This is a genomic window from Actinomadura fulvescens, from assembly GCF_039533225.1.
Lineage (GTDB): Bacteria > Actinomycetota > Actinomycetes > Streptosporangiales > Streptosporangiaceae > Spirillospora > Spirillospora fulvescens.
Map to the genome: position 1 here is coordinate 43,981 of NZ_BAAATD010000015.1, position 18,120 is coordinate 62,100.

At 71.7% G+C, this 18,120-nt stretch carries 18 protein-coding genes; 9 read left to right on the top strand and 9 right to left on the bottom strand.

Annotated elements, in window-relative coordinates; all coding sequences use genetic code 11:
• Positions 1 to 7 precede the first annotated feature (7 nt).
• Positions 8 to 1,207: a cytochrome P450 gene (locus ABD333_RS39405; RefSeq protein ID WP_344547723.1), complete on the bottom strand. Its 1,200-nt coding sequence runs from the start codon at positions 1,205 to 1,207 to the stop codon at positions 8 to 10.
• Complete coding sequence (locus ABD333_RS39410) at positions 1,204 to 1,647, bottom strand: 2,4'-dihydroxyacetophenone dioxygenase family protein (protein WP_344547724.1); 444 nt, start codon at positions 1,645 to 1,647, stop codon at positions 1,204 to 1,206. The genes ABD333_RS39405 and ABD333_RS39410 overlap by 4 nt, the downstream gene beginning before the upstream one ends.
• Before the next feature lie 125 nt (positions 1,648 to 1,772).
• Here ABD333_RS39410 and ABD333_RS39415 point away from each other — a divergent pair, with 125 nt between their 5' ends.
• Positions 1,773 to 1,994, top strand: a complete 222-nt coding sequence (locus tag ABD333_RS39415) for a DUF6158 family protein (protein ID WP_344547725.1) — start codon at positions 1,773 to 1,775, stop codon at positions 1,992 to 1,994.
• On the opposite strand, the gene ABD333_RS39420 is transcribed toward ABD333_RS39415, so the two are convergent.
• The gene (locus tag ABD333_RS39420; RefSeq protein WP_344547726.1) at positions 1,991 to 2,608 is read right to left on the bottom strand and encodes a TetR/AcrR family transcriptional regulator; all 618 of its coding nucleotides are present in this window, start codon (positions 2,606 to 2,608) and stop codon (positions 1,991 to 1,993) included. The genes ABD333_RS39415 and ABD333_RS39420 overlap by 4 nt on opposite strands.
• A gap of 125 nt (positions 2,609 to 2,733) precedes the next feature.
• Here ABD333_RS39420 and ABD333_RS39425 point away from each other — a divergent pair, with 125 nt between their 5' ends.
• The 6 genes from ABD333_RS39425 (at position 2,734) to ABD333_RS39450 (ending at position 8,534) form a co-directional block, all read left to right on the top strand.
• Positions 2,734 to 3,516 (top strand): acetoacetate decarboxylase family protein, encoded by a 783-nt coding sequence (locus ABD333_RS39425; protein WP_344547727.1) that lies wholly within the window; start codon positions 2,734 to 2,736, stop codon positions 3,514 to 3,516.
• Positions 3,509 to 4,360 carry an SDR family NAD(P)-dependent oxidoreductase gene (locus ABD333_RS39430; RefSeq protein WP_344547728.1) on the top strand — a complete coding sequence of 284 codons (852 nt, stop codon included), beginning with the start codon at positions 3,509 to 3,511 and terminating at the stop codon, positions 4,358 to 4,360. The genes ABD333_RS39425 and ABD333_RS39430 overlap by 8 nt, the downstream gene beginning before the upstream one ends.
• Positions 4,361 to 4,374: 14 nt before the next feature.
• The gene (locus ABD333_RS39435) at positions 4,375 to 5,670 is read left to right on the top strand and encodes an amidohydrolase family protein (protein ID WP_344547729.1); all 1,296 of its coding nucleotides are present in this window, start codon (positions 4,375 to 4,377) and stop codon (positions 5,668 to 5,670) included.
• A complete protein-coding gene (locus ABD333_RS39440) occupies positions 5,667 to 6,884 on the top strand; it encodes an amidohydrolase family protein (protein WP_344547730.1) in 1,218 nt (405 codons plus the stop codon). Before ABD333_RS39435 ends, ABD333_RS39440 begins: the two co-directional genes overlap by 4 nt.
• 123 nt (positions 6,885 to 7,007) lie before the next feature.
• Positions 7,008 to 7,988 carry a VanW family protein gene (locus ABD333_RS39445; protein ID WP_344547731.1) on the top strand — a complete coding sequence of 327 codons (981 nt, stop codon included), beginning with the start codon at positions 7,008 to 7,010 and terminating at the stop codon, positions 7,986 to 7,988.
• Between the two features lie 9 nt (positions 7,989 to 7,997).
• On the top strand, positions 7,998 to 8,534 hold the full coding sequence (locus ABD333_RS39450; RefSeq protein ID WP_344547732.1) for a YceI family protein: 537 nt from the start codon (positions 7,998 to 8,000) through the stop codon (positions 8,532 to 8,534).
• Between the two features lie 10 nt (positions 8,535 to 8,544).
• On the opposite strand, the gene ABD333_RS39455 is transcribed toward ABD333_RS39450, so the two are convergent.
• Positions 8,545 to 10,242: a proline--tRNA ligase gene (locus tag ABD333_RS39455; RefSeq protein ID WP_344547733.1), complete on the bottom strand. Its 1,698-nt coding sequence runs from the start codon at positions 10,240 to 10,242 to the stop codon at positions 8,545 to 8,547.
• 76 nt (positions 10,243 to 10,318) lie between these two features.
• On the opposite strand from ABD333_RS39455, the gene proS reads away from it, so the two are divergent.
• Both proS and ABD333_RS39465 read left to right on the top strand, forming a co-directional pair.
• Positions 10,319 to 11,767 carry a proline--tRNA ligase gene (proS, locus tag ABD333_RS39460; protein ID WP_344547734.1) on the top strand — a complete coding sequence of 483 codons (1,449 nt, stop codon included), beginning with the start codon at positions 10,319 to 10,321 and terminating at the stop codon, positions 11,765 to 11,767.
• A 222-nt stretch (positions 11,768 to 11,989) separates the two neighbouring features.
• Positions 11,990 to 13,201: a S8 family peptidase gene (locus ABD333_RS39465; RefSeq protein ID WP_344547735.1), complete on the top strand. Its 1,212-nt coding sequence runs from the start codon at positions 11,990 to 11,992 to the stop codon at positions 13,199 to 13,201.
• A 68-nt stretch (positions 13,202 to 13,269) separates the two neighbouring features.
• Here ABD333_RS39465 and ABD333_RS39470 read toward each other — a convergent pair whose 3' ends face one another.
• From ABD333_RS39470 to ABD333_RS39490, 5 genes are all read right to left on the bottom strand, one after another.
• Positions 13,270 to 13,773: a DUF6328 family protein gene (locus ABD333_RS39470; protein WP_344547736.1), complete on the bottom strand. Its 504-nt coding sequence runs from the start codon at positions 13,771 to 13,773 to the stop codon at positions 13,270 to 13,272.
• 71 nt (positions 13,774 to 13,844) lie between these two features.
• Positions 13,845 to 15,905, bottom strand: a complete 2,061-nt coding sequence (locus tag ABD333_RS39475) for a SpoIIE family protein phosphatase (RefSeq protein WP_344547737.1) — start codon at positions 15,903 to 15,905, stop codon at positions 13,845 to 13,847.
• A 255-nt stretch (positions 15,906 to 16,160) separates the two neighbouring features.
• Positions 16,161 to 16,889 (bottom strand): ANTAR domain-containing protein, encoded by a 729-nt coding sequence (locus ABD333_RS39480; RefSeq protein ID WP_344547738.1) that lies wholly within the window; start codon positions 16,887 to 16,889, stop codon positions 16,161 to 16,163.
• A gap of 122 nt (positions 16,890 to 17,011) precedes the next feature.
• A complete protein-coding gene (locus tag ABD333_RS39485) occupies positions 17,012 to 17,437 on the bottom strand; it encodes a CBS domain-containing protein (RefSeq protein WP_344547739.1) in 426 nt (141 codons plus the stop codon).
• A gap of 154 nt (positions 17,438 to 17,591) precedes the next feature.
• A complete protein-coding gene (locus ABD333_RS39490; protein ID WP_344547740.1) occupies positions 17,592 to 17,999 on the bottom strand; it encodes an SSI family serine proteinase inhibitor in 408 nt (135 codons plus the stop codon).
• Positions 18,000 to 18,120 lie beyond the last annotated feature (121 nt).

The window sequence follows — 18,120 nt, forward strand, 5'->3', positions numbered from 1 at the left end:
TCGCCTTCTATTCACCTCCGTGCCGGAAGGAGAGGGGGCATCGGCGGAGCCCGGAGACCACGGAGGAGCCGTTGTACGCGGCGGCGCCCGCGGGCTCGATCCGCCCGTGGCGTTCCAGGAGTGCCTCCAGCACGAGCCGGATCTCCATCCGGGCGAGCGCCGCGCCGAGGCAGAAGTGCGGGCCGAACCCGAAGGCGAGCCCCGCCGCCGCGGGCCGCCGGGCGATGTCGAAACCGCCCGCGTCCGGGCCGAACGCCGCCGGATCGCGGTTGGCGGCCCCGTAGAGCAGCATGACCTTGTCGCCTTCGGAGATCTTCGACCCGCCCAGCGTGGCCGGGCGCGTCGCCGTCCGGAGGAAGTAGACGACGGGCGAGGTCCAGCGCAGGATCTCCTCGACCGCGGTCGCCAGCAGCTCGTCCGGCCGTGCCCGCAGCGCCGACCACTGGTCCGGGCGCTCGGCGAACGCGAGCAGCCCGCCCGAGAGCGAGTGCCGCGTCGTCTCGTTCCCCGCCACGAGGAGCTGGATGAGGAACATCACCAGTTCCAGGTCGGTGAGCTTGTCGCCGTCCAGTTCCAGCGTGGCGAGTTGGGAGATGACATCGCCGCGCGGATCGGCCCGCCGCGCGTGCGCTTCACCGATCAGATAGGTGCCGCACTCGATCCGCAGCCGGTTCCGATCCTCCTCGGACAGGTCGGGGTTCGCGCCCGGGACGATGGCCTCCGACCAGGTGTGGAAACGTTCCCAGTCCGTCTCCGGGATACCCAGCAGCAGGCAGATCACCTGCAACGGCAGGGGCACGGCGAGGCGTTCGACCACGTCGCAGGCCTCGCCGCCGCTTGGCAGCGCGTCCAGCAGCGCGGCGATCCGGTCGCGGACCGCGCCCTCCAGCCGCCGCAGCACCGAGGGCCGGAACGCGGGAGCCACCAGGCCGCGGTACCGGGTGTGATCGGGCGGGTCCGTGTGCATGATCGTCGGCGGCGCGTCGTAGGAGTGCCCGATCTCCGGGATGAGGATTCCGTCGCGGGACCGGTACGTCGCGGGGTCGGTCGCCGCCTCCAGCACTTCGGCGTGCGTGCCGACGACCCACAACGGCAGTTCCGGATGCCGTACGGGCGACCCGTGCGCGTGGAGGCGCTCGTAGAGCTCCGCCGGATGCCCTTCCCCGAACGATCCGTCCGGGAAGCCCGCCGGGATCAGGTCGGTCACCGGAGGATGCCCTCGGGGCGCGGGACGCCCGCGGCGTCGCACAGCGCGAAGTAGGCGTTCAGCGTCGACTCGCCGTCCACGACGCTGCTGATGGCGCCGTCGGCGTCGTACTCGATGAACGCGCCCTCGATGATGAAGAGGATGTCGCTGTCCTCCTCGATCATCAGCGTGTGGACCGATCCGGGCGGTTCGTGGATGAACGTCCCCGCCACATAGTCGATCCCGTACTCGGCGTACCTCCACCGTCCCGAGAAGGTGTAGGCGTGCACGCTGCCCGTGTGCTTGTGCCTGGGCAGCTGGAACGGCGCCTTGAAGCGGTTGCGGACCACCCAGGTGTCGGGCGACACCCGCAGCACCTGAAGGCCCACCGGCCCGGCGTTCACCCACGGAAGGTCATCGGCGTGCACGAACCCGACCAGCGGGCCGATCGTCTCATTCATGAGCAAACGCTAGGTAGGTAACGGTGCCGGCGCAAGAGTTGTGCGCTTTCGTCCCGGTTCATCGGCGTCCAGATCGGGTAGGGGAGGTTCGGCGATGTGGGGGCAGCCGATTCGAAAGGGTGAAGATGTCCACGGGAGTCGATCCGAGCGCGCTGAGTGACGAGGATCTTCTGCGGGAGCTGGGGAGCCTTTACGACACGAGACTCGACGCCTTGCGGCACGCCGCCGTCCAGGCGTTCGGCGAGCACACCAAGCGGATGAACATGCTTGAGGCGGAGTACGTACGGCGCCGGCCGGCCCGGGAGATCGATCCCGGACGCCTGCGCGCCGGCGCCCGCGCTCGCTAGCGCAACAGCCCGTCCACCAACGCGCGAAGGGAGAGTTCGAACAGCCGGTCCTCATCGACCGGCTCTCCGAGTTCGCTCGCGAGCCCCGGCTCGATGCCGGTCTCGTCCGCGGCCCGCCACAGCTCGGCCGCGGTCGGGTGCTGCTGCGGGCCGCGCCGCACCGCCCGTTCCAGCAGTACGTAGCCGACGACGTGGTGGAGTACGGCGCGCACCACGAGGGCGCCCCGGCGGCCGTCCAGGCCCGCGGCGCTCACCTCGCGCGCGAGCGCACGCTCGGCCGGCGCCATCATCAGCGCCGTCCTGCCGTGCTCGTGGACGAGCGCGATCACGTGCGGATGGTCATGGATCATCCGCCGCAGCGCCGTGCCCACCGCGATGATCCGCTGCCATGGGCTCTCCCCGGCCGGCGCCACGTCGCCGAGCCGCGCCGGCACCCGGTCCACCAGCTGCGCGATCAGGGCCTCGCGGTTGCCGACGTGCCAGTAGATGGCGGTCACCGCCACCCCGAGCTCGGCCGCGAGCCGCCGCATCGAGAGCCCTTCGAGTCCCTGCTCCTCGACCAGGCGCATCGCCGTGTCGAGCACCAGTTCCCGGCTCACCCGTGGCGTGTTCATCAGGGGCAACATTCTCGCCCACGCCCCGGCCCGCGAGCACCGTGACCGGATGCGGACAGGAGGGGTTGGCGGTTCCCGGTCTCTCTGTAACGGTGTTACAGAGACCTCACCGAGAGGGGTACCCCATGCCCCGTGTCCGCTACGGTCCGCGTACCGCCGACGAACTGCGTTCCGCGCGCGAGGCCCGCGCCCGGATTCCGGACATCTGGTCCACCGGGGTCATCGCGCTCTGGGAGACCGACCCGGACGCCGTCGCCCAGGTGCTGCCACCGCCGCTCAAGCCCGCCGCACGGCCGCTGGCGCGGGCCACGATCAGCCACGTCGACCTGCCCGGCGGCCAGGTGCTGGGCGCCGGATCGGTCGCCGTACGGGCCGTGCACAACGGGCAGGAGGGCGACTATCCGCTGGTCATGCCGATGACGACCGAACGAGCGCTGATCGGCGGCCGGGAGGTCTTCGGCGAGCCCAAGAAGCTCGGGGACGTGGTGGTGCGCAGGGACGGCGACCGGGTGAGCGCCGGGCTCACCCGGCACGGCGTCACGTTCGTGCTGGTGAGCGGCCAGGTGACCGAGGAGCTGCCGCCGCCGGGCGACCACGTGAACCTGGACTTCTACTTCAAGTTCCTGCCCGCCCCCGACGGGGACGGGCTGGACGGTGACGCCGCGCTCGTCCACTGCACCCGGCGGGGCAGGACGCGGTCCCTGCACCGGGTGGAGGGCGAGGTCGTCCTCAACGAGTCGCCGTACGACCCGGTGGCCGACCTGCCGGTGCGGCGGCTTCTGGAGATCACGCTGGGGGAGCGCACGTCCGTCCAGGAGGGCTGGATCGTCGAACGTGTGGCGGCGGAGGCGGTCCTGCCGTTCGCACACCAGCGCTACGACGACCCGATGCAGGTGCTCGATGCTTGACCTGCGCGGAAGGGTCGCCGTGGTCACCGGAGGCGCGGGCGGCATCGGGCTGGCGATGGGACGGGCGTTCACGGCCGAGGGCATGCGGGTGGTGCTCGCGGACGTGGAGGAGCCCGCGTTGTCCAAGGCCGCCGCGGAGCTCGGAGTGCCCGGCGTGGTGGCGGACGTGACCTCCGAGGCGTCCATGCGGGAGCTGGCCGCCCGGGTGTACGACACGTACGGCGCCGTCCATGTGCTGTGCAACAACGCGGGCGTCGGGCCTGCCGCCGCGCCGCCGCTCTGGGAGCAGGAGATCGGCGACTGGCGGTGGGGGCTCGACGTCAACGTGGTGGGCGTTCTGCACGGGCTCCGGGCGTTCCTGCCAAGGATGATCGCGTCGGGGGAGCCGGGACACGTCGTCAACACCGCCTCCGGGAACGGGGGCATCGCGCCGATCCCGTCGGCGGCCGTCTACGCGGTGACCAAGGCCGCCGTGGTGACGCTGTCCGAATGCCTCTACGGCCAGCTGGCCGCGGCCACGAGCGACATCGGGGTCTCCGTTCTCTTCCCCGGGCCGCACATGCTGCGCACCGGGATCTTCACCGCCGAGCGCAACCGGCCGCGGCGGTACGCGCGCACCGAGCCGGGCCCCGCCGCGCGAACCGCCGACGAGGTCGCCGAGGCCATGCGCGCGCACGGTCTGGAGCCGGAGTTCACGCCGGTCGAGGAGGTCGCCGGCCAGGTGGTCGACGGCGTGCGCGCGGGCCGCTTCTGGATCCTGCCGCCCAGCGCGCGCACCGACGACACGATCCGCGCCCGCGCCGAGTCGATGCGCGCCCGATCCGCCCCCACCTACCTCCGCTGAACGAGGAGAGCGGCATGACCCACGAGCCCTATCTGATCATTTCGGCGGACACGCACGCCGGGCTGCCGACCGAGCGGTACCGCGAGTATCTGGACGCCGCGCGGCACGCGGAGTTCGACGAGTTCCTCGCGCGGCAGGCGGCGATCGCCGACGCGCGCAAGCAGCTCGGCCTGCAGAACGAGGAGTTCGCCGGCGCCTGGTTCGAGGAGCACGAGGAGGAACTGCGGGCGGGATGGGACGCGGCCCGGCGCGACCACGAGCTCGACGAGGACGGCGTGGCCGGCGAGGTCATCTTCCCGGACGCCGACGCGGTGGCGGGCGGCACCGCCGCCCCGTTCGGGGCAGGACTGGGGATGGTCGGCGCGGACTACGAGCCGGAGCTGGCGCTCGCCGGGGCACGGGCGCACAACCGCTGGCTGGCCGGGCTGTGCCAGGACTCCCCGGCACGGCGGCGCGGTGTCATCGTCGCCCCGATCGTGGGGGACGTGCCGGGCGCCGTGGCGGAGATCCGGCGGGCGCACGCGGACGGGCTGCTCGGCGGCATCATGATCCCGTCGATGTGGGGCGAGGGGGAGAAGCCGTACCACGACCACGCGTACGACCCGGTGTGGGCGGTCTGCCAGGAACTCGGCCTGCCCGTCCACACGCATTCGGGCGCCGCGCCGCGCCACGAGCTCGGCACCCACCTGGGCCTGTACGTGACGGAGGTCGTGTGGTGGTCGGCGCGGCCGTTGTGGTTCCTTCTCTGGACGGGCGTCTTCGAACGTTTCCCGGGACTGCGCTTCGGGGTCACCGAGTCCGGTGCCTGGTGGGTCGGAAACCTGCTCTGGCAGATGGACGTCGCGTTCGACCGCGAGCACGGCACCCGCAAGCTCGCCTCGTTCGGCGCGCACATGAAGCGCAGGCCGTCGGAGTACTTCGACGCCCACTGCTTCATCGGCATGTCGACGCCGAAGCGCCGCGAGCTGTCGCACCGCTACGAGATCGGCGTCGGGAACCTGCTCTGGGGCAACGACTTCCCGCATCCCGAGGGCACCTGGCCGCATACCCGTGACTGGCTCGCACACGCGTTCGCCGACGTCCCGGTCGACGAGACACGCGCGATGCTCGGCCTCACCGCGGCGGGGGTCTACGGCTTCGACGCCGCCGGGCTCCAGCCGCTCGCCCGCCGTATCGGCCCCACACCACAGGACCTCGGCCAGGACAAGGCCGACACGTCGATCTGGAACCAGGCCCGCGAGTCCGGCCGGCACTGGCTGACCGGTCCCGATGTCCCGGCCGTCGTCGGAGCCGCCAGGAGGGCTCGATGAACCACCTTGTCATTTCCGCCGACTCGCACGCGGGCGCCGACCTGCTCGACTACCGGCCCTACCTGGAGTCCCGGCTGCACGACGAGTTCGACGCCTGGGCCAAGGGTTACGTCAATCCCTTCGCCGACCTCCAGGCACCCGAGGCCGCCCGCAACTGGGACTCCGACCGGCGGCTGCGCGAGCTGGAAGAGGACGGCATCGTCGCCGAAGTGCTCTTCCCCAACACGGTGCCGCCGTTCTTCCCCTCGGCCAACCTCACCGCGCCGCACCCGACCGCGCAGGAGTACGCGCTGCGGTGGGCGGGCCTGCGGGCGCACAACCGGTGGATGGCCGACTTCTGTGCGCTGGCGCCCGGCCGGCGTGCCGGGGTCGCGCAGATCATGCTGAACGACGTGGACGACGCCGTCGAGGAGATCCAGTGGGCGCACGAGGCCGGGCTGACCGGCGGCATCCTCGTCCCGGGCGTCGCCCCCGGCCGCGGTCCGGACATCCCGCCGCTGCACTCGGACGTCTACGACCCGATCTGGCGCACCTGCGCCGAGCTCGGCATGCCGGTCAACCACCACGGAGGCGCCGGTGCGCCCGGTCTGGAGCCCACCCCGGTCTCGCTCGCGGTCTTCATCGTCGAGGTCAGCTGGTACGCGCATCGCGCCCTCTGGCATCTCATCTTCGGCGGGGTCTTCGAACGCCACCCGGACCTGCGGTTCGTGCTGACCGAACAGGGCTGCGACTGGATTCCGGGGGTGCTGAAGACCCTCGACTACTACTTCTCGCGCTTCACGTCCGGCGACGCGACGGCCGAGGCGAAGTTCGGCGGCCCGGCGGCCGCGAAGCTCTCGCTCACGCCGAGCGAGTACTTCGCGCGCAACTGCCATGTCGGGGCCACGTTCATGAAGCCGTCGGAGACCCCGCTGCGGTACGAGATCGGGGTCGAACGGCTCATGTGGGGCAGCGACTTCCCCCATGACGAGGGCACGTTCCCCTACAGCCGCGAAGCGCTGCGCCGGACCTTCCACGGCGTACCGCCCGAGGAGAAGCACGCCGTCCTCGCGGGGAACGCGGCGCGCGTGTACGGCTTCGACCTCGACGCGCTGCGGCCCCACGCCGACCGCGTCGGCCCGTCCCGGCAGGAGCTCGACCAGCCGCTGACCGAGCTGCCCGAGGGCGCCACCAGCCCCGTCTTCAGCCCGGAGACGATCATCCGCGCCTGGTAAAGCTTCCTTAGATAGATCGCGCGTCGGAACCGCCGCTCCGGAGCGCCGTGCCACGCTGTGTGCCCTCCCCCCGAACGTGCAGGACCGTCACGGCCCGTCGCTACGGGGAGGTGTGGTCGCGCTGTGGGTAAGACGAGAAGGGGCAGACGCGCCAAACAAAGCGGACACGGCAGGCATCGCGGTGGTGAGGAGCCTCCGCGGGTCCACGGTGACCAACCCGGCCTGGCCGAGTGCGCGCTCCGCTGGTGGCCGTTCGTCGCGGGCACGCTCGCGGTGACGGCGATCCTGCTCGGCACCTATCTGGTGGCGGGCATAGCCCCGCGTTCGCCGGGCGCCTCCGCCGCCGAGCACTCCGTGCGCTCCGCGCCCGCCGCCCCGCCACTGGCACGGGGGCACCGATCCGCCGGCGGCGGTCCGGTGGTCGCCGGCAGCGCCGATCCCGTGGCCGCCGGCCGCCCGATCAGCTCCTACACCACCCGCTTCAAGGCCGGAGAGCCGCGCGTCCGCAACATCCAGCTCGGCGCCCAGGCGCTCGACGGCACGCTCGTCGGCCCCGGCGCCGTCTTCTCGTTCAACCGCGTCGTCGGGCCCCGCACCCGCAGCCGGGGCTACGTCCCGGCGCCCGCGATCATCGGCTCCCGGCTGGTGAACGACGTCGGCGGCGGCATCTGCCAGGTCTCGGCGACGCTGTTCAACGCGGTCTTCCAGGGCGGCATGGAGATCCGCAAGTGGCGCGCCCACTCGATGTGGATGCCGGAGTACCCGCAGGGCCGCGAGGCGGCGGTCGCCTACCCGCAGCTCGACCTCACCTGGCGCAACGACACCGGGCGGCCGGTGCTGATCCGCGCCTCGTACACCCGTGCCTCGCTGACCGTCAGCCTGTGGGGCACACGCCGGTACGACGTCGGGATCGAACGGTCCAAGGCCTACGCGTTCGTCCCGTTCACCTCGTCGATCGACCGCCGTCCCGGCTGCGTCGCGATGGCCGGAGGCCGCGGCTTCCAGGTCGACGTGTGGCGCGTTCTGAACAGCGACGGCCGCCGCGTGCGCCGCGAGAAGTTCCACACCGCCTACCAACCCCAGGCCCGCGTCCGCTGCGCCTAGGCTGAGCGCATGTCGCTGAACGAGGGCACCTACGGGCTGGGACCGGACAACGGGCGGCTGCTGCTCAGGACCAGCCGCAGCGGGTTGGGACGCCGCGCCGGGCACGACCTCACGATCGAGGCCACGCGGTGGTCGGGCACCGCCACGGTCGCCGGCACGGCCGGGTCTTCGGTGGAGGTGACGGTCGAGGTGGACGCGCTGGAGGTACGGGAAGGGACGGGCGGCGTGCTGCCGCTCTCCGAGTCCGACCGCAGCGAGATCAGCAAGAACCTGCGCAAGGTGCTCCAAGCCGACCGCCATCGGGCGATCACATTCCGGTCCACCGCCGTGGAGGGGTCGGCCGAGGAGTTCGCGGTGGAGGGCGGGCTGACCCTCCTCGGGAGGACCGAGCCGCTCACCGTGCGGGCCTCGGTGGCGGACGGGCGGGTGCGGGGCGGGGCGACCGTCCGGCAGACCCGCTGGGGCATCAAGCCCTACTCGGCCTTCTTCGGCGCGCTCAAGCTCGCCGACGAGGTCGAGGTCGCCTTCGACCTGGCCCTCGGCTGAGGCCGCGCGGTCAGGCCAGCAGGCCCTCGATGTGGGCGACGACCTCGGCGGGCGCGATCCGCACGGTCTCCCCGGTGGCGCGGGCGGTCACCTCGACCACGCCCTCGGCCAGTCCGCGCCGCCCCACGGTGACGCGGTACGGGATGCCGGTGAGCTCCACGTCCCGGAACTTGACCCCCGCCCGCTCCGCCCGGTCATCGATGATCACTTCGATCCCGGCGGCGCCCAGGCCGGTGTAGAGGTCCCCGGCGGCGGCCGCGGTCTCGGGGTCGTCGGGCTGGGCGACCACCACGGCCACCTGGAACGGCGCGACCGCCAGGGGCCAGACGATCCCCTTGTCGTCGTGGTGGACCTCGACGATGACGGCCATCGCCCGTTCGACCCCGATGCCGTAACTCCCCATGACCAGCGGCACTCGCTTGCCGTCCGGGTCCAGGACCTCGGCGCCCATCGCCCGGGCGTAGCGGTCGCCCAGCTTGAAGATGTGGCCGACCTCGATCGCGCGCTCGATCCGCAGGGGCTCGCCGCAGCGCGGGCAGGGCTCCCCGGCGGCCACCTCGCGAAGATCCGCCCACGTGCCGACCGGGATGTCGCGGTCGACGTCCACGCCGCGCAGGTGCACGTCGTCGGTGTTGGCGCCGGTGAACATGCCGCGGCGGCCGCGCAGGGCGCCGTCGGCGATCACTGGGTGCCCGGTGACGCCGACCGCGCCCAGGCTGCCCGGCAGCGCGCCGAGCGCGTCCTGGATCTCCTCGGGCCCGGCGGCCCGGATCGAGACGGCGCCGGTCGCGTCGGCCAGCTTCTGCTCGTTCAGCGGATGATCGCCGCGCAGCAGCACCAGTGTGAGGCGGCCGTCCAGCAGGTAGACCAGCGTCTTGATCTGCCGGTCGGCCGGCGCGTCATAGCCGGTGGCGAGGTCGTCGATCGTGCGGACGCCCGGCGTGTCGAACGGTTCGGGGGTGGGGTCGCCCGGCCCGTCGTCGGCCTCCGGCAGGCGGGACGTCGCTTTCTCGATGTTGGCCGCGTAGCCGCAGGCGGGGGAGTGCACGACGAGGTCTTCACCGACCTCCGCCGGGCACATGAACTCGGTCGAGCCCGAGCCGCCCATGGTGCCGCTGGACGCGTCGACCGCGAGCGCGGGGATGCCGAGCCGCTCGAAGATCCGCACGTAGGCGCCGTGATAGGCCTCGAACGAGGCGTCCAGCCCGGCCTGGTCGAGGTCGAAGCTGTAGGCGTCCTTCATCGTAAACTCGCGGACGCGTAGCAGGCCGCTCTTGGGGCGCGGCTCGTCCCGGAACTTCGTCTGGAACTGGTACCACTGCCGCGGCAGCTGTTTGTAGGAGCTCAGCTCCTGGGCGACCGTCGCGAAGATCTCCTCGTGCGTCATGCCGAGGGCGAGATCGGCGCCCCGCCGGTCCCGCAGCCGGAACATCTCCTGGCCCATGAGCTCCCAGCGCCCCGACCGCTGCCAGATCTCGGCCGGATGCAGGGCGGGCAGCAACATCTCCTGCGCCCCGATCCGGTCCATCTCCTCCCGGATGATCTGGATGATCTTGCTGCGCACCCGGACCGCCAGCGGGAGCAGCGAATAGTGGCCCGCTGTGAGCTGCCGCACGTACCCCGCGCGCAGCAGCAGCCGGTGACTCGGGGCGTCGGCCTCGGCCGGATCTTCGCGCAGGGTCGGGACGAAGCTCTGCGACCATCTCATCCGGGGACGATAACAGCGCGGCGCCGAAGGACCGTTGCGTCCTGGCCGGGCCTTGTGACTTAGTACCCTCGTTGCCGTGAGTCGAGAAGGTGTGACGCCGCAGAGCGAGGATTTCTCCGCCTGGTACAACGAGCTGGTCGTAGCGGCCCAGCTGGTCGACCGTGGTCCGGTGCGGGGCACGATGGTCATCAGGCCGTACGGGTACCGGATCTGGGAGCTGCTCCAGGCCGACCTGGACCGGCGGATCAAGGAGTCGGGGCACGACAACGCGTCCTTCCCGATGTTCATTCCCGAGTCCTATCTCAAGCGGGAGGCCGACCACGTCGAGGGCTTCTCGCCGGAGCTGGCCGTGGTGACGATCGCCGGCGGCAAGGAGCTGGAGGAGCCGCTGGTCGTGCGGCCGACCTCCGAGACGGTCATCGGCGAGTACATGGCCAAGTGGATCGACTCGCATCGTGATCTTCCGCTGCTGCTCAACCAGTGGGCCAACGTGGTCCGCTGGGAGATGCGGCCGCGGCTGTTCCTGCGCACCACCGAGTTCCTCTGGCAGGAGGGGCACACCGCGCACCTCGACGAGGCCGACGCGATGCGCGAGACCATGTGGGCGCTGGACGCCTACGCCCAGGTCGCGCGCGAGCTGGCCGCGATCCCCGTGGTGGCGGGGGAGAAGACGCCGGGCGAGCGGTTCGCCGGGGCCGTGCGCACCTACACGGTCGAGGGCATGATGCGCGACGGGCGGGCGCTGCAGTCCGGCACGTCCCACTATCTGGGCACCAACTTCGCCAAGGCCTTCGAGATCCAGTACCAGGACGAGGAGGGCAAGCTCCAGCTCGCCCACACCACGTCCTGGGGCATGAGCACCCGCATGATCGGCGGCGTGATCATGACGCACGGCGACGACAAGGGCCTGGTGCTGCCGCCGCGGCTGGCCCCGTACCAGGTCGTGATCGTCCCGATCGGACGCAAGGAGCAGGGCGAGCAGGCCGCCACCGAGGCGCGCAAGCTGGGCGCCGCGATCAAGGCGATGGGCATCCGGGTGCACGTGGACGACAACCGGCCGCAGCTGTCGCCCGGGTTCAAGTTCAACGAGTGGGAGATGCGCGGCGTCCCGGTCCGCATCGAGCTCGGCAAGCGCGACATCGAGGGCGGCGTGGCCACGCTCGCCCGGCGCCTCCCGACCGTGGAGGGCCAGGGCAAGGAGCAGATCCCGCTCGACAAGGTGCCGGAGCTGCTACCGGGCATCCTGGCCGACTTCCAGTCGTTCCTGCTGGCACGCGCGGAGGCCTTCCGCGACGAGCACACCGCTTCGGTCGGCTCGTGGGAGGCGTTCACCGCGCAGGTGGCCACCGGCTGGGCGAACGTCTTCCACTGCGGCCGCCCGGAGTGCGAGGACGAGATCAAGGCCGACACCGCCGCGACGCCGCGGGTCATCCCGGCCGACGCGCCGGAGGAGACCGGCGAGTGCGTGAAGTGCGGCCGGCCGTCGGCGTACGGAAAGCGCGTGATCTTCGGCAGGGCCTACTGACCCTGATCTCTGGCGGGCCCTTCCTCATCAGGTGAGGAAGGGCCCGCCTTCTTTTGTACCCAAGTGAGCACGTCGCCTGAGAGGGTGCATCGGTTTACCAGCAAGCGTGGCCGGATGTGGCCAAGCCGTCGTTTGTTCGCGTGAGAACTCTTGCCGGGTTTTGGGGCCTTATGCGCAACATGTGGTGCTTCAACCCCCCGCTCCCCCAGGAGGCACCCGCGAATGAGCAAGGCGTCCAAGTCCAGGCGATCCCTGGCAACGCCCGTCATCGCCATCACGGCACTGTCCATCGGTGTCGCGCTCCCCGCCCAGGCCCTCGCGCAGGCTCAGTCCTCTGAGCAGGGCACGATCCGCAACGCCGGCGCGCCCGGCGCCGTCCCCGGCGACTACATCGTGATCCTGAAGGACACCGCCAAGACCCGCGACAAGGGCGTGCCCGCCGTCGCCCGCACGCTGGCGGGCAAGCACGACGGCACCGTCCGCCGCGTCTTCCGGAGCGCCGTGCGCGGCTTCTCGATCCGGCTGGACGAGCGGCAAGCGCGTCGCATGGCCGCCCGCTCCGACGTCGCGTTCGTCGAGCAGAACCGCACGTTCACCATCAACGCCGAACCCGCCTCCTGGGGCCTGGACCGAGTCGACCAGCGCAAGCTCCCCCTCGACAAGGCCTACAACCCCACCGCCACCGGCAAGGGCGTCAACGCCTACGTCATCGACACCGGCGTCAGGCTCACCCACTCGACCTTCGAGGGGCGGGCCACCAGCGGCTACGACTTCGTCGACGACGACGGCGACGCCACCGACTGCCAGGGCCACGGCACGCACGTGGCCGGGACGATCGCCGGGAAGGAGTACGGCCTGGCCAAGGAGGCGAACGTCGTCGCCGTCCGGGTGCTCGGCTGCGAGGGCAGCGGCTCCACCGAGGGCGTCATCGCCGGGGTCGACTGGGTCACCCAGAACGCCAAGAAGCCGGCCGTGGCCAACATGAGCCTCGGGGGCGGGGCCTCGGCGGCCCTGGACGACGCGGTGCGCAAGTCGGTGGCGTCGGGCGTGACCTACGCCCTCGCCGCGGGCAACGACAACCGGGACGCGTGCGGCTCCTCGCCGGCCCGCGTGCCCGAGGCGATCACCGTCGGCGCCACCGACGCGCGGGACGCCCGCTCCTCGTTCTCCAACTTCGGCGCCTGCGTGGACATCTTCGCGCCTGGCTCGGACATCACCTCGGCGTGGGCCACGGGCGACAACGCCTCGCGCAGCGCGAACGGGACGTCGATGGCCAGCCCGCACGTCGCGGGCGCCGTGGCGCTCTACCTGTCCGCCAACACCGCGGCGACGCCGGAGCAGGTGGCCGGGGCGCTCGGCACGAACGCGACTCCCGGCGTGGTGACGAACCCGGGCACGGGCTCCCCGGACAAGCTCCTCTACGTCGGCGCCTGACCACAGGCCGTACCGGAGCAGGGTGTCCCACCGCGCGCGGCGGTGGGACACCCCACTCGGTCACACGGTCAGGACTTACCGTCGCCCTCCACAGAGCGGCGCGTCAGCAGGGGCTGGACGAACCAGGCCCAGGCGCACAGCACCCCGACCACGATCGCGGTGGCGAGGGCCGGCTCGACCCCGCCCAGCGTCTTGACGATCAAGGTGGTGGAGGCGGCGATGGAGAACGCGAGCGCCAGCGCGCCGAGGATCCCGAACCGGTTGGCCCGCCTGATCAGCAGCGGTTTCTGGTTCTGCTGGAACAGGATGCGGTGCTGGATGGTCGGGGCGATGAAGCAGATGGACGCCAGCGCCGCCCCGAAGAGGGCCACGTAGAACAACGCCCGTCCGGAGTCGTTCACCCGGCTGAACCCGGGGGCGAACGGAACGGTCAGCAGGAACGCGAACAGCACCTGCACGCCCGTGACCGCGACCCGGAATCCTTGAAGCATTTCCATGAGCTGACGGTCGAGCCGCTCGTGCTCGGTCTCGTTGCGGGGATTCGTGGCGGCGGACGGCGATGCGGTTCCCATGGGGAGCAGATACCCCTCAAACGGCCGATTTCACGTAGGCCCCAGTTACCTGGGCCTCAGTTACCCAGGCCTCAGTTGAGCGGGGCCGGGAGCCTGCGCAGGGCGAGCATCGACACGTCGTCCCGCAGGTCCCCGTCACAGAAGTCGATCAATCGGCGTTCGACCGCGTTGAGCATGTCCTGGAGGGGCGCGGAGGCGTGGGCCGCCAGCACCTCCAGCAGCCGCTCCTGCCCGAACTGCCGCCGCGCCAGGTCGCACGCGTCCAGGACGCCGTCGGAATGGAGGAACAGGGTGTCGCCCACGGCGAGCTCGATCACCTCGGTGCTGACCTCGAAGTCGTCGAACAGACCGAGCGGCACGCCCCCGCTGGAGGCGTACCGGACCATCCCGTCCGGGCCGATCACGATCGCCGGGGGATGGCCCGCCGAGGCGAGGGTCGCCGTCACGCTCTCCTCGTCGATGGCGAGCCCGGCCATCACCGCGGTCACGAAGCGCTCCTCGTCCAGCAGGCCCTGGTTGACCATGGCCAGCACCTCGGCCGGATCGGGCTTCCAGCGAGACAGGGTCCGCACCCCGTGCCGGGCCGCGGCGGTCACCGCGGCCGCCTCCTGGCCCTTGCCGCAGACGTCGCCGAGGACCATGCCCCAGCCGTCCCCCGCCATCGGGAAGACGTCGTAGAAGTCACCGCCGACCTCGATGCCGTGCGTGGCGGCGCGGTAGAGCCCCGCCACCTCGACGCCCGCGATCTGGGGCAGGCGCTGCGGCAGCAGGCTCGCCTGCAGGGACACCGCGACCTCGTCCCGGCGCTGATAGAGCCGGGCGGCACGGATGACCAGCGCGAGGTAGCGTCCGAGCCGCTGCGCCACGCCGAGGTCGAGCAGGTCGAGCGGGCCGTGCTCGCCGCTGCTCGCGAGCGTGATAGTCCCGATGCAACGGTCGCCGTCCTCGACCGGCACGCACAGGACCGAGGTCGCGCCCATCTTGACGCAGGCCGGCTGGCCGTCGGCGCAGACGCCGAGGAGGTCGAGATCCTCCACATGCGGCCGCAGCGCGCTCTGCCGGGTGGTGAAGACCGTGTACGGCAGGGTGCCGGGCGCGGGGGCGAGCTGCTCCAGGCTGTGGACGGTGTCCTCGCCTGGCTCGTCGGCCTGCCCCATGACCACCACGCGCCGCAGATCACCGTTCGTCTCACCGCCGGACCCGGCGAGCACGCCCGGCCCGCTCGCCGGACCGGGCCGGGGCGGCATGAGGTCGATGACGACCCACTCGGTCATCTCGGCGGTCAGCAGCCGCGCGCAGCGGCGGACCGCCACGTTCTCGTTGAACACGGGCTCGTCGAGGAGCAGCTCGGACGCGGTCGCGAGCACGTCCATCCGGTGCACCAGCGCGCCCATGACCTCGTCGTCGCGGTCGCCGGCCGTGACCGCGGCGTCGCGAGCCGCGCCGGTGGCGTTCCCCCCGGCGGGCACGGCGGCCGGGGTGGGTCTGCCGGGCGCCGGGGCGCGGCCGGGCGCCGGGACCGGGCCGGCCGCCGGGGCCTGGCCGGCGGCGGGCGCCGGGCCGTCGGCCGGGGTGGTGGTGGCCCCCGCCGCGACGATGATCATCGGATCGGGCTCTCCCCGGATCCACACCCTGGCCATGGTGACGACCGCGTCGACCGGGTGTTCCCGGCCCAGGAAGCGGACCTCGGTGCGGCGCCGCCGGCCGGTCCGCACGACGGCGGCCAGCTGCGACCGGAGCGCCGCGCGGGTGGGGAGGTCGCAGAACGCGATGAACTGCTTGCCGGAGACGTAGCCGGGGGAGGTGCCCAGCAGCGCCGCGGCCTGCTTGTTGACCCGGCGCACGCCCGCGTCGCGGTCGAGCAGGAACAGGGGCACCGGGGCGTCCTGGAAGACGGTGCGCAGCACGCGGCGCTCGGACTCGGCGGTCGCCGAACGACCCGCCGCGTTCGCCTGGTCGGCCCCCACGGTCCGCAGCGCCGTCAGCGCGAGCTCAAGCTCGATCAGCGCGGCGTCGAGAGTGGCCCGCAGGTCGGGCGCGGGCATGTTGGCAGCCTGCCGCAGCTCTTCGATCCGGCCTTCGAGATCGCTGATCTCGCGCAGGATCGTCTCTGGTTCGAGCTGTTCGGCCATATAGGGTGCTCCAGGTGTCGGTCGGCGAGGCAGGCGGGGTCAGGGCCGTACTCGGATCAAACGTCCCCCGCGGCCTGTGTCGCCGTGCGCAGCCTATTCCTGTTGCGCGCGCCCGGCCTAGTGGCGGTAGATCCTGCTTGCGATAGGGCTCACATTGGCGCGAGCGCGGGATGGTACGCAGCCTATGCGGTGCTGTGGACGATGGCCCACGGTTCGGCTCAGACCTCGATCACCGCAGGTCAGAGCCCGGTTACCTTAAGTCAGGCCCTGGTCTCCGACGATGCGCTGGGCCAGCGCGGTCAGCTTGACGCGCCGCGACTGTGAGATCCGGCGCAACTCCGAGAACGCCTCGTCGGCGTCGCAGCCGAGGGCGTGCATGAGGATGCCCTTCGCCTGGTCCACGACGGCGCGTGACTCGACCGCCTCCTGCAGCTGGATCGCGGTGCGGTGGACCTGGTCGTACTGCAGCGTGTTGGACACGGCCGCGCTGCCCTGCGCCGCCAGCAGGGCCGCGAGGGACTGCTGGTCCGGATTCAGGGAACGCGGGGTCACCCCGTACAGCGACAGGGTCACCAGCACGGGCGCGTTGTAGTGCGGGGTGGTGCTGAAACAGCGCACCCCGCGGCGCAGCATGTCCGAGGTGGAGGCGGGCCACCGGGTCTCGGCCAGGACGTCGTCGGAGGTCATCGCCCGCCGGGTGCGCACGACGTCGAAGATGGGGCCGTTGCCGCGCCTGAGCTGGAGGTCGGTCACCTCGGCCAGGTCGGGATGGCTGGCGGCCGACGCCAGCGGCTCGGGACGTTCCGTCTCGTCGGACGGGAGCGCCCAGCGAACGCTCGCGGCGCCCGCGCAGCCCGGTACGGCCCGGGACGCCAGCTCGGTGACACGGTGCAGGGTCCCCAGGTCGGACGACTCGCCGACGATGCCCAGGCGGGCGATCTCCACGGCGAGCTGGTCGGTGAGGACGGTATCGGCTGACGGCACATCAGCGACGTTATCCCGGGAACGGCTCGTTCCGTACTCCCGGCTCGGTTTCAGGCCGCTGCAACGGTCTATCGTTCGCCCCGACATGTCCGCCTCACAGTCGTCCAGCACGTGCGGAACCCCTACACGTGCGGTGGTGCCTTGCTGATCGCGGCGAGGACCGAAGGAACGCCGCTGTCGGCCAGCGCCAGATCACCGATGGACACGATGCCCACCGGGCGCTGCTCCGCGTCCACCACCGGCAGCCGCCGCACGGCCTGCTCGCGCATCAGCCGCGCCGCCGTCTCGGTGTCGTCGTCCGGGCCGATGGTGGTGAGCTCGGCCGTGCACACGTCACTGAGCGGGGTCAGGGAGGGATCACGGCTCTCGGCGACCCCGCGGACGACGATGTCGCGGTCGGTGACCATGCCGCACAGCCGCCCGGCGAGCGTCACGAGGACGTCGCCGATCCCCTGGTCGCGCATGATGCGGGCGGCCTCGTAGAGGGTCGCCTCCAGGGGCAGGGTCTGCGGGGTGGCGGTCATGAGGTCACTGACCCTCCGAGACATGACGCCCGCACTCCTTCCGCCCGACCCAGGTGCGTGTGGCTTGCTGTTCCCGCGCCGTACCCGCAATGCAACGGCCTATGCGAGAACCGTGGACCTGAAGGCGAAGAGTTTGGGAGGTGCCCCGGAGGGCCCGTGAGACCGCTCCCGGGCGGGGTCAGAACGCGAAGACCTGCCCGGTGTGGGCACGCATCACGCAGTCGTTGGGGTACTCCTGCTCGAACCGCACCGGCCGGCCCTGCCAGTGGCCCTCGGCCGCCGCGACGACCGGCGCGTAGATCAGGACGCACGCGGTGTCGGCCGGGTCGCGCTCGATCTCGCCGCCGCGCGCGGCGAGCTCGCGGCAGGCCTTGGCGGCTTCGGGGTGGCTCCCGACGTCGGGGCCGCACAGGAGGGTGGCCGTGCGGGTACCCGACGCGTTCGCCTCGGGCGAGGTCAGGGTGAGCCGCAGGTGGCCGGTCGGCCAGGTCGCGGGAGCGGCCGCCGCGTGGGCGGACGGAGCGGCCATGGCGGGCAGCAGGGCGAGGGCGGCGCCGGTGAGGGCGGTGGCGATGAGGTGCGGCAAGGGGGCCTCCCGAGTTCGTTACCGGATCATCGCTAAATGTATCTGTACGACTACAGAAAGTGTTGCGTTTTGGTTCGCGTGATCTGGGTGGCCCGGAAGGAAGACAGTGAGAAATGGGTGA

Bases quoted from the DNA above. Each gene is read 5' to 3' on its own strand.
- ABD333_RS39430 (WP_344547728.1), top strand. From the start codon at position 3,509: ATGCTTGACCTGCGCGGAAGGGTCGCCGTGGTCACCGGAGGCGCGGGC.
- ABD333_RS39435 (WP_344547729.1), top strand. From the start codon at position 4,375: ATGACCCACGAGCCCTATCTGATCATTTCGGCGGACACGCACGCCGGG.
- ABD333_RS39450 (WP_344547732.1), top strand. From the start codon at position 7,998: ATGTCGCTGAACGAGGGCACCTACGGGCTGGGACCGGACAACGGGCGG.
- ABD333_RS39415 (WP_344547725.1), top strand. From the start codon at position 1,773: ATGTCCACGGGAGTCGATCCGAGCGCGCTGAGTGACGAGGATCTTCTG.
- ABD333_RS39410 (WP_344547724.1), bottom strand. From the start codon at position 1,647: ATGAATGAGACGATCGGCCCGCTGGTCGGGTTCGTGCACGCCGATGAC.
- ABD333_RS39455 (WP_344547733.1), bottom strand. From the start codon at position 10,242: ATGAGATGGTCGCAGAGCTTCGTCCCGACCCTGCGCGAAGATCCGGCC.
- ABD333_RS39465 (WP_344547735.1), top strand. From the start codon at position 11,990: ATGAGCAAGGCGTCCAAGTCCAGGCGATCCCTGGCAACGCCCGTCATC.
- ABD333_RS39475 (WP_344547737.1), bottom strand. From the start codon at position 15,905: ATGGCCGAACAGCTCGAACCAGAGACGATCCTGCGCGAGATCAGCGAT.
- ABD333_RS39485 (WP_344547739.1), bottom strand. From the start codon at position 17,437: ATGTCTCGGAGGGTCAGTGACCTCATGACCGCCACCCCGCAGACCCTG.
- ABD333_RS39425 (WP_344547727.1), top strand. From the start codon at position 2,734: ATGCCCCGTGTCCGCTACGGTCCGCGTACCGCCGACGAACTGCGTTCC.
- ABD333_RS39440 (WP_344547730.1), top strand. From the start codon at position 5,667: ATGAACCACCTTGTCATTTCCGCCGACTCGCACGCGGGCGCCGACCTG.
- ABD333_RS39420 (WP_344547726.1), bottom strand. From the start codon at position 2,608: ATGAACACGCCACGGGTGAGCCGGGAACTGGTGCTCGACACGGCGATG.
- ABD333_RS39470 (WP_344547736.1), bottom strand. From the start codon at position 13,773: ATGGGAACCGCATCGCCGTCCGCCGCCACGAATCCCCGCAACGAGACC.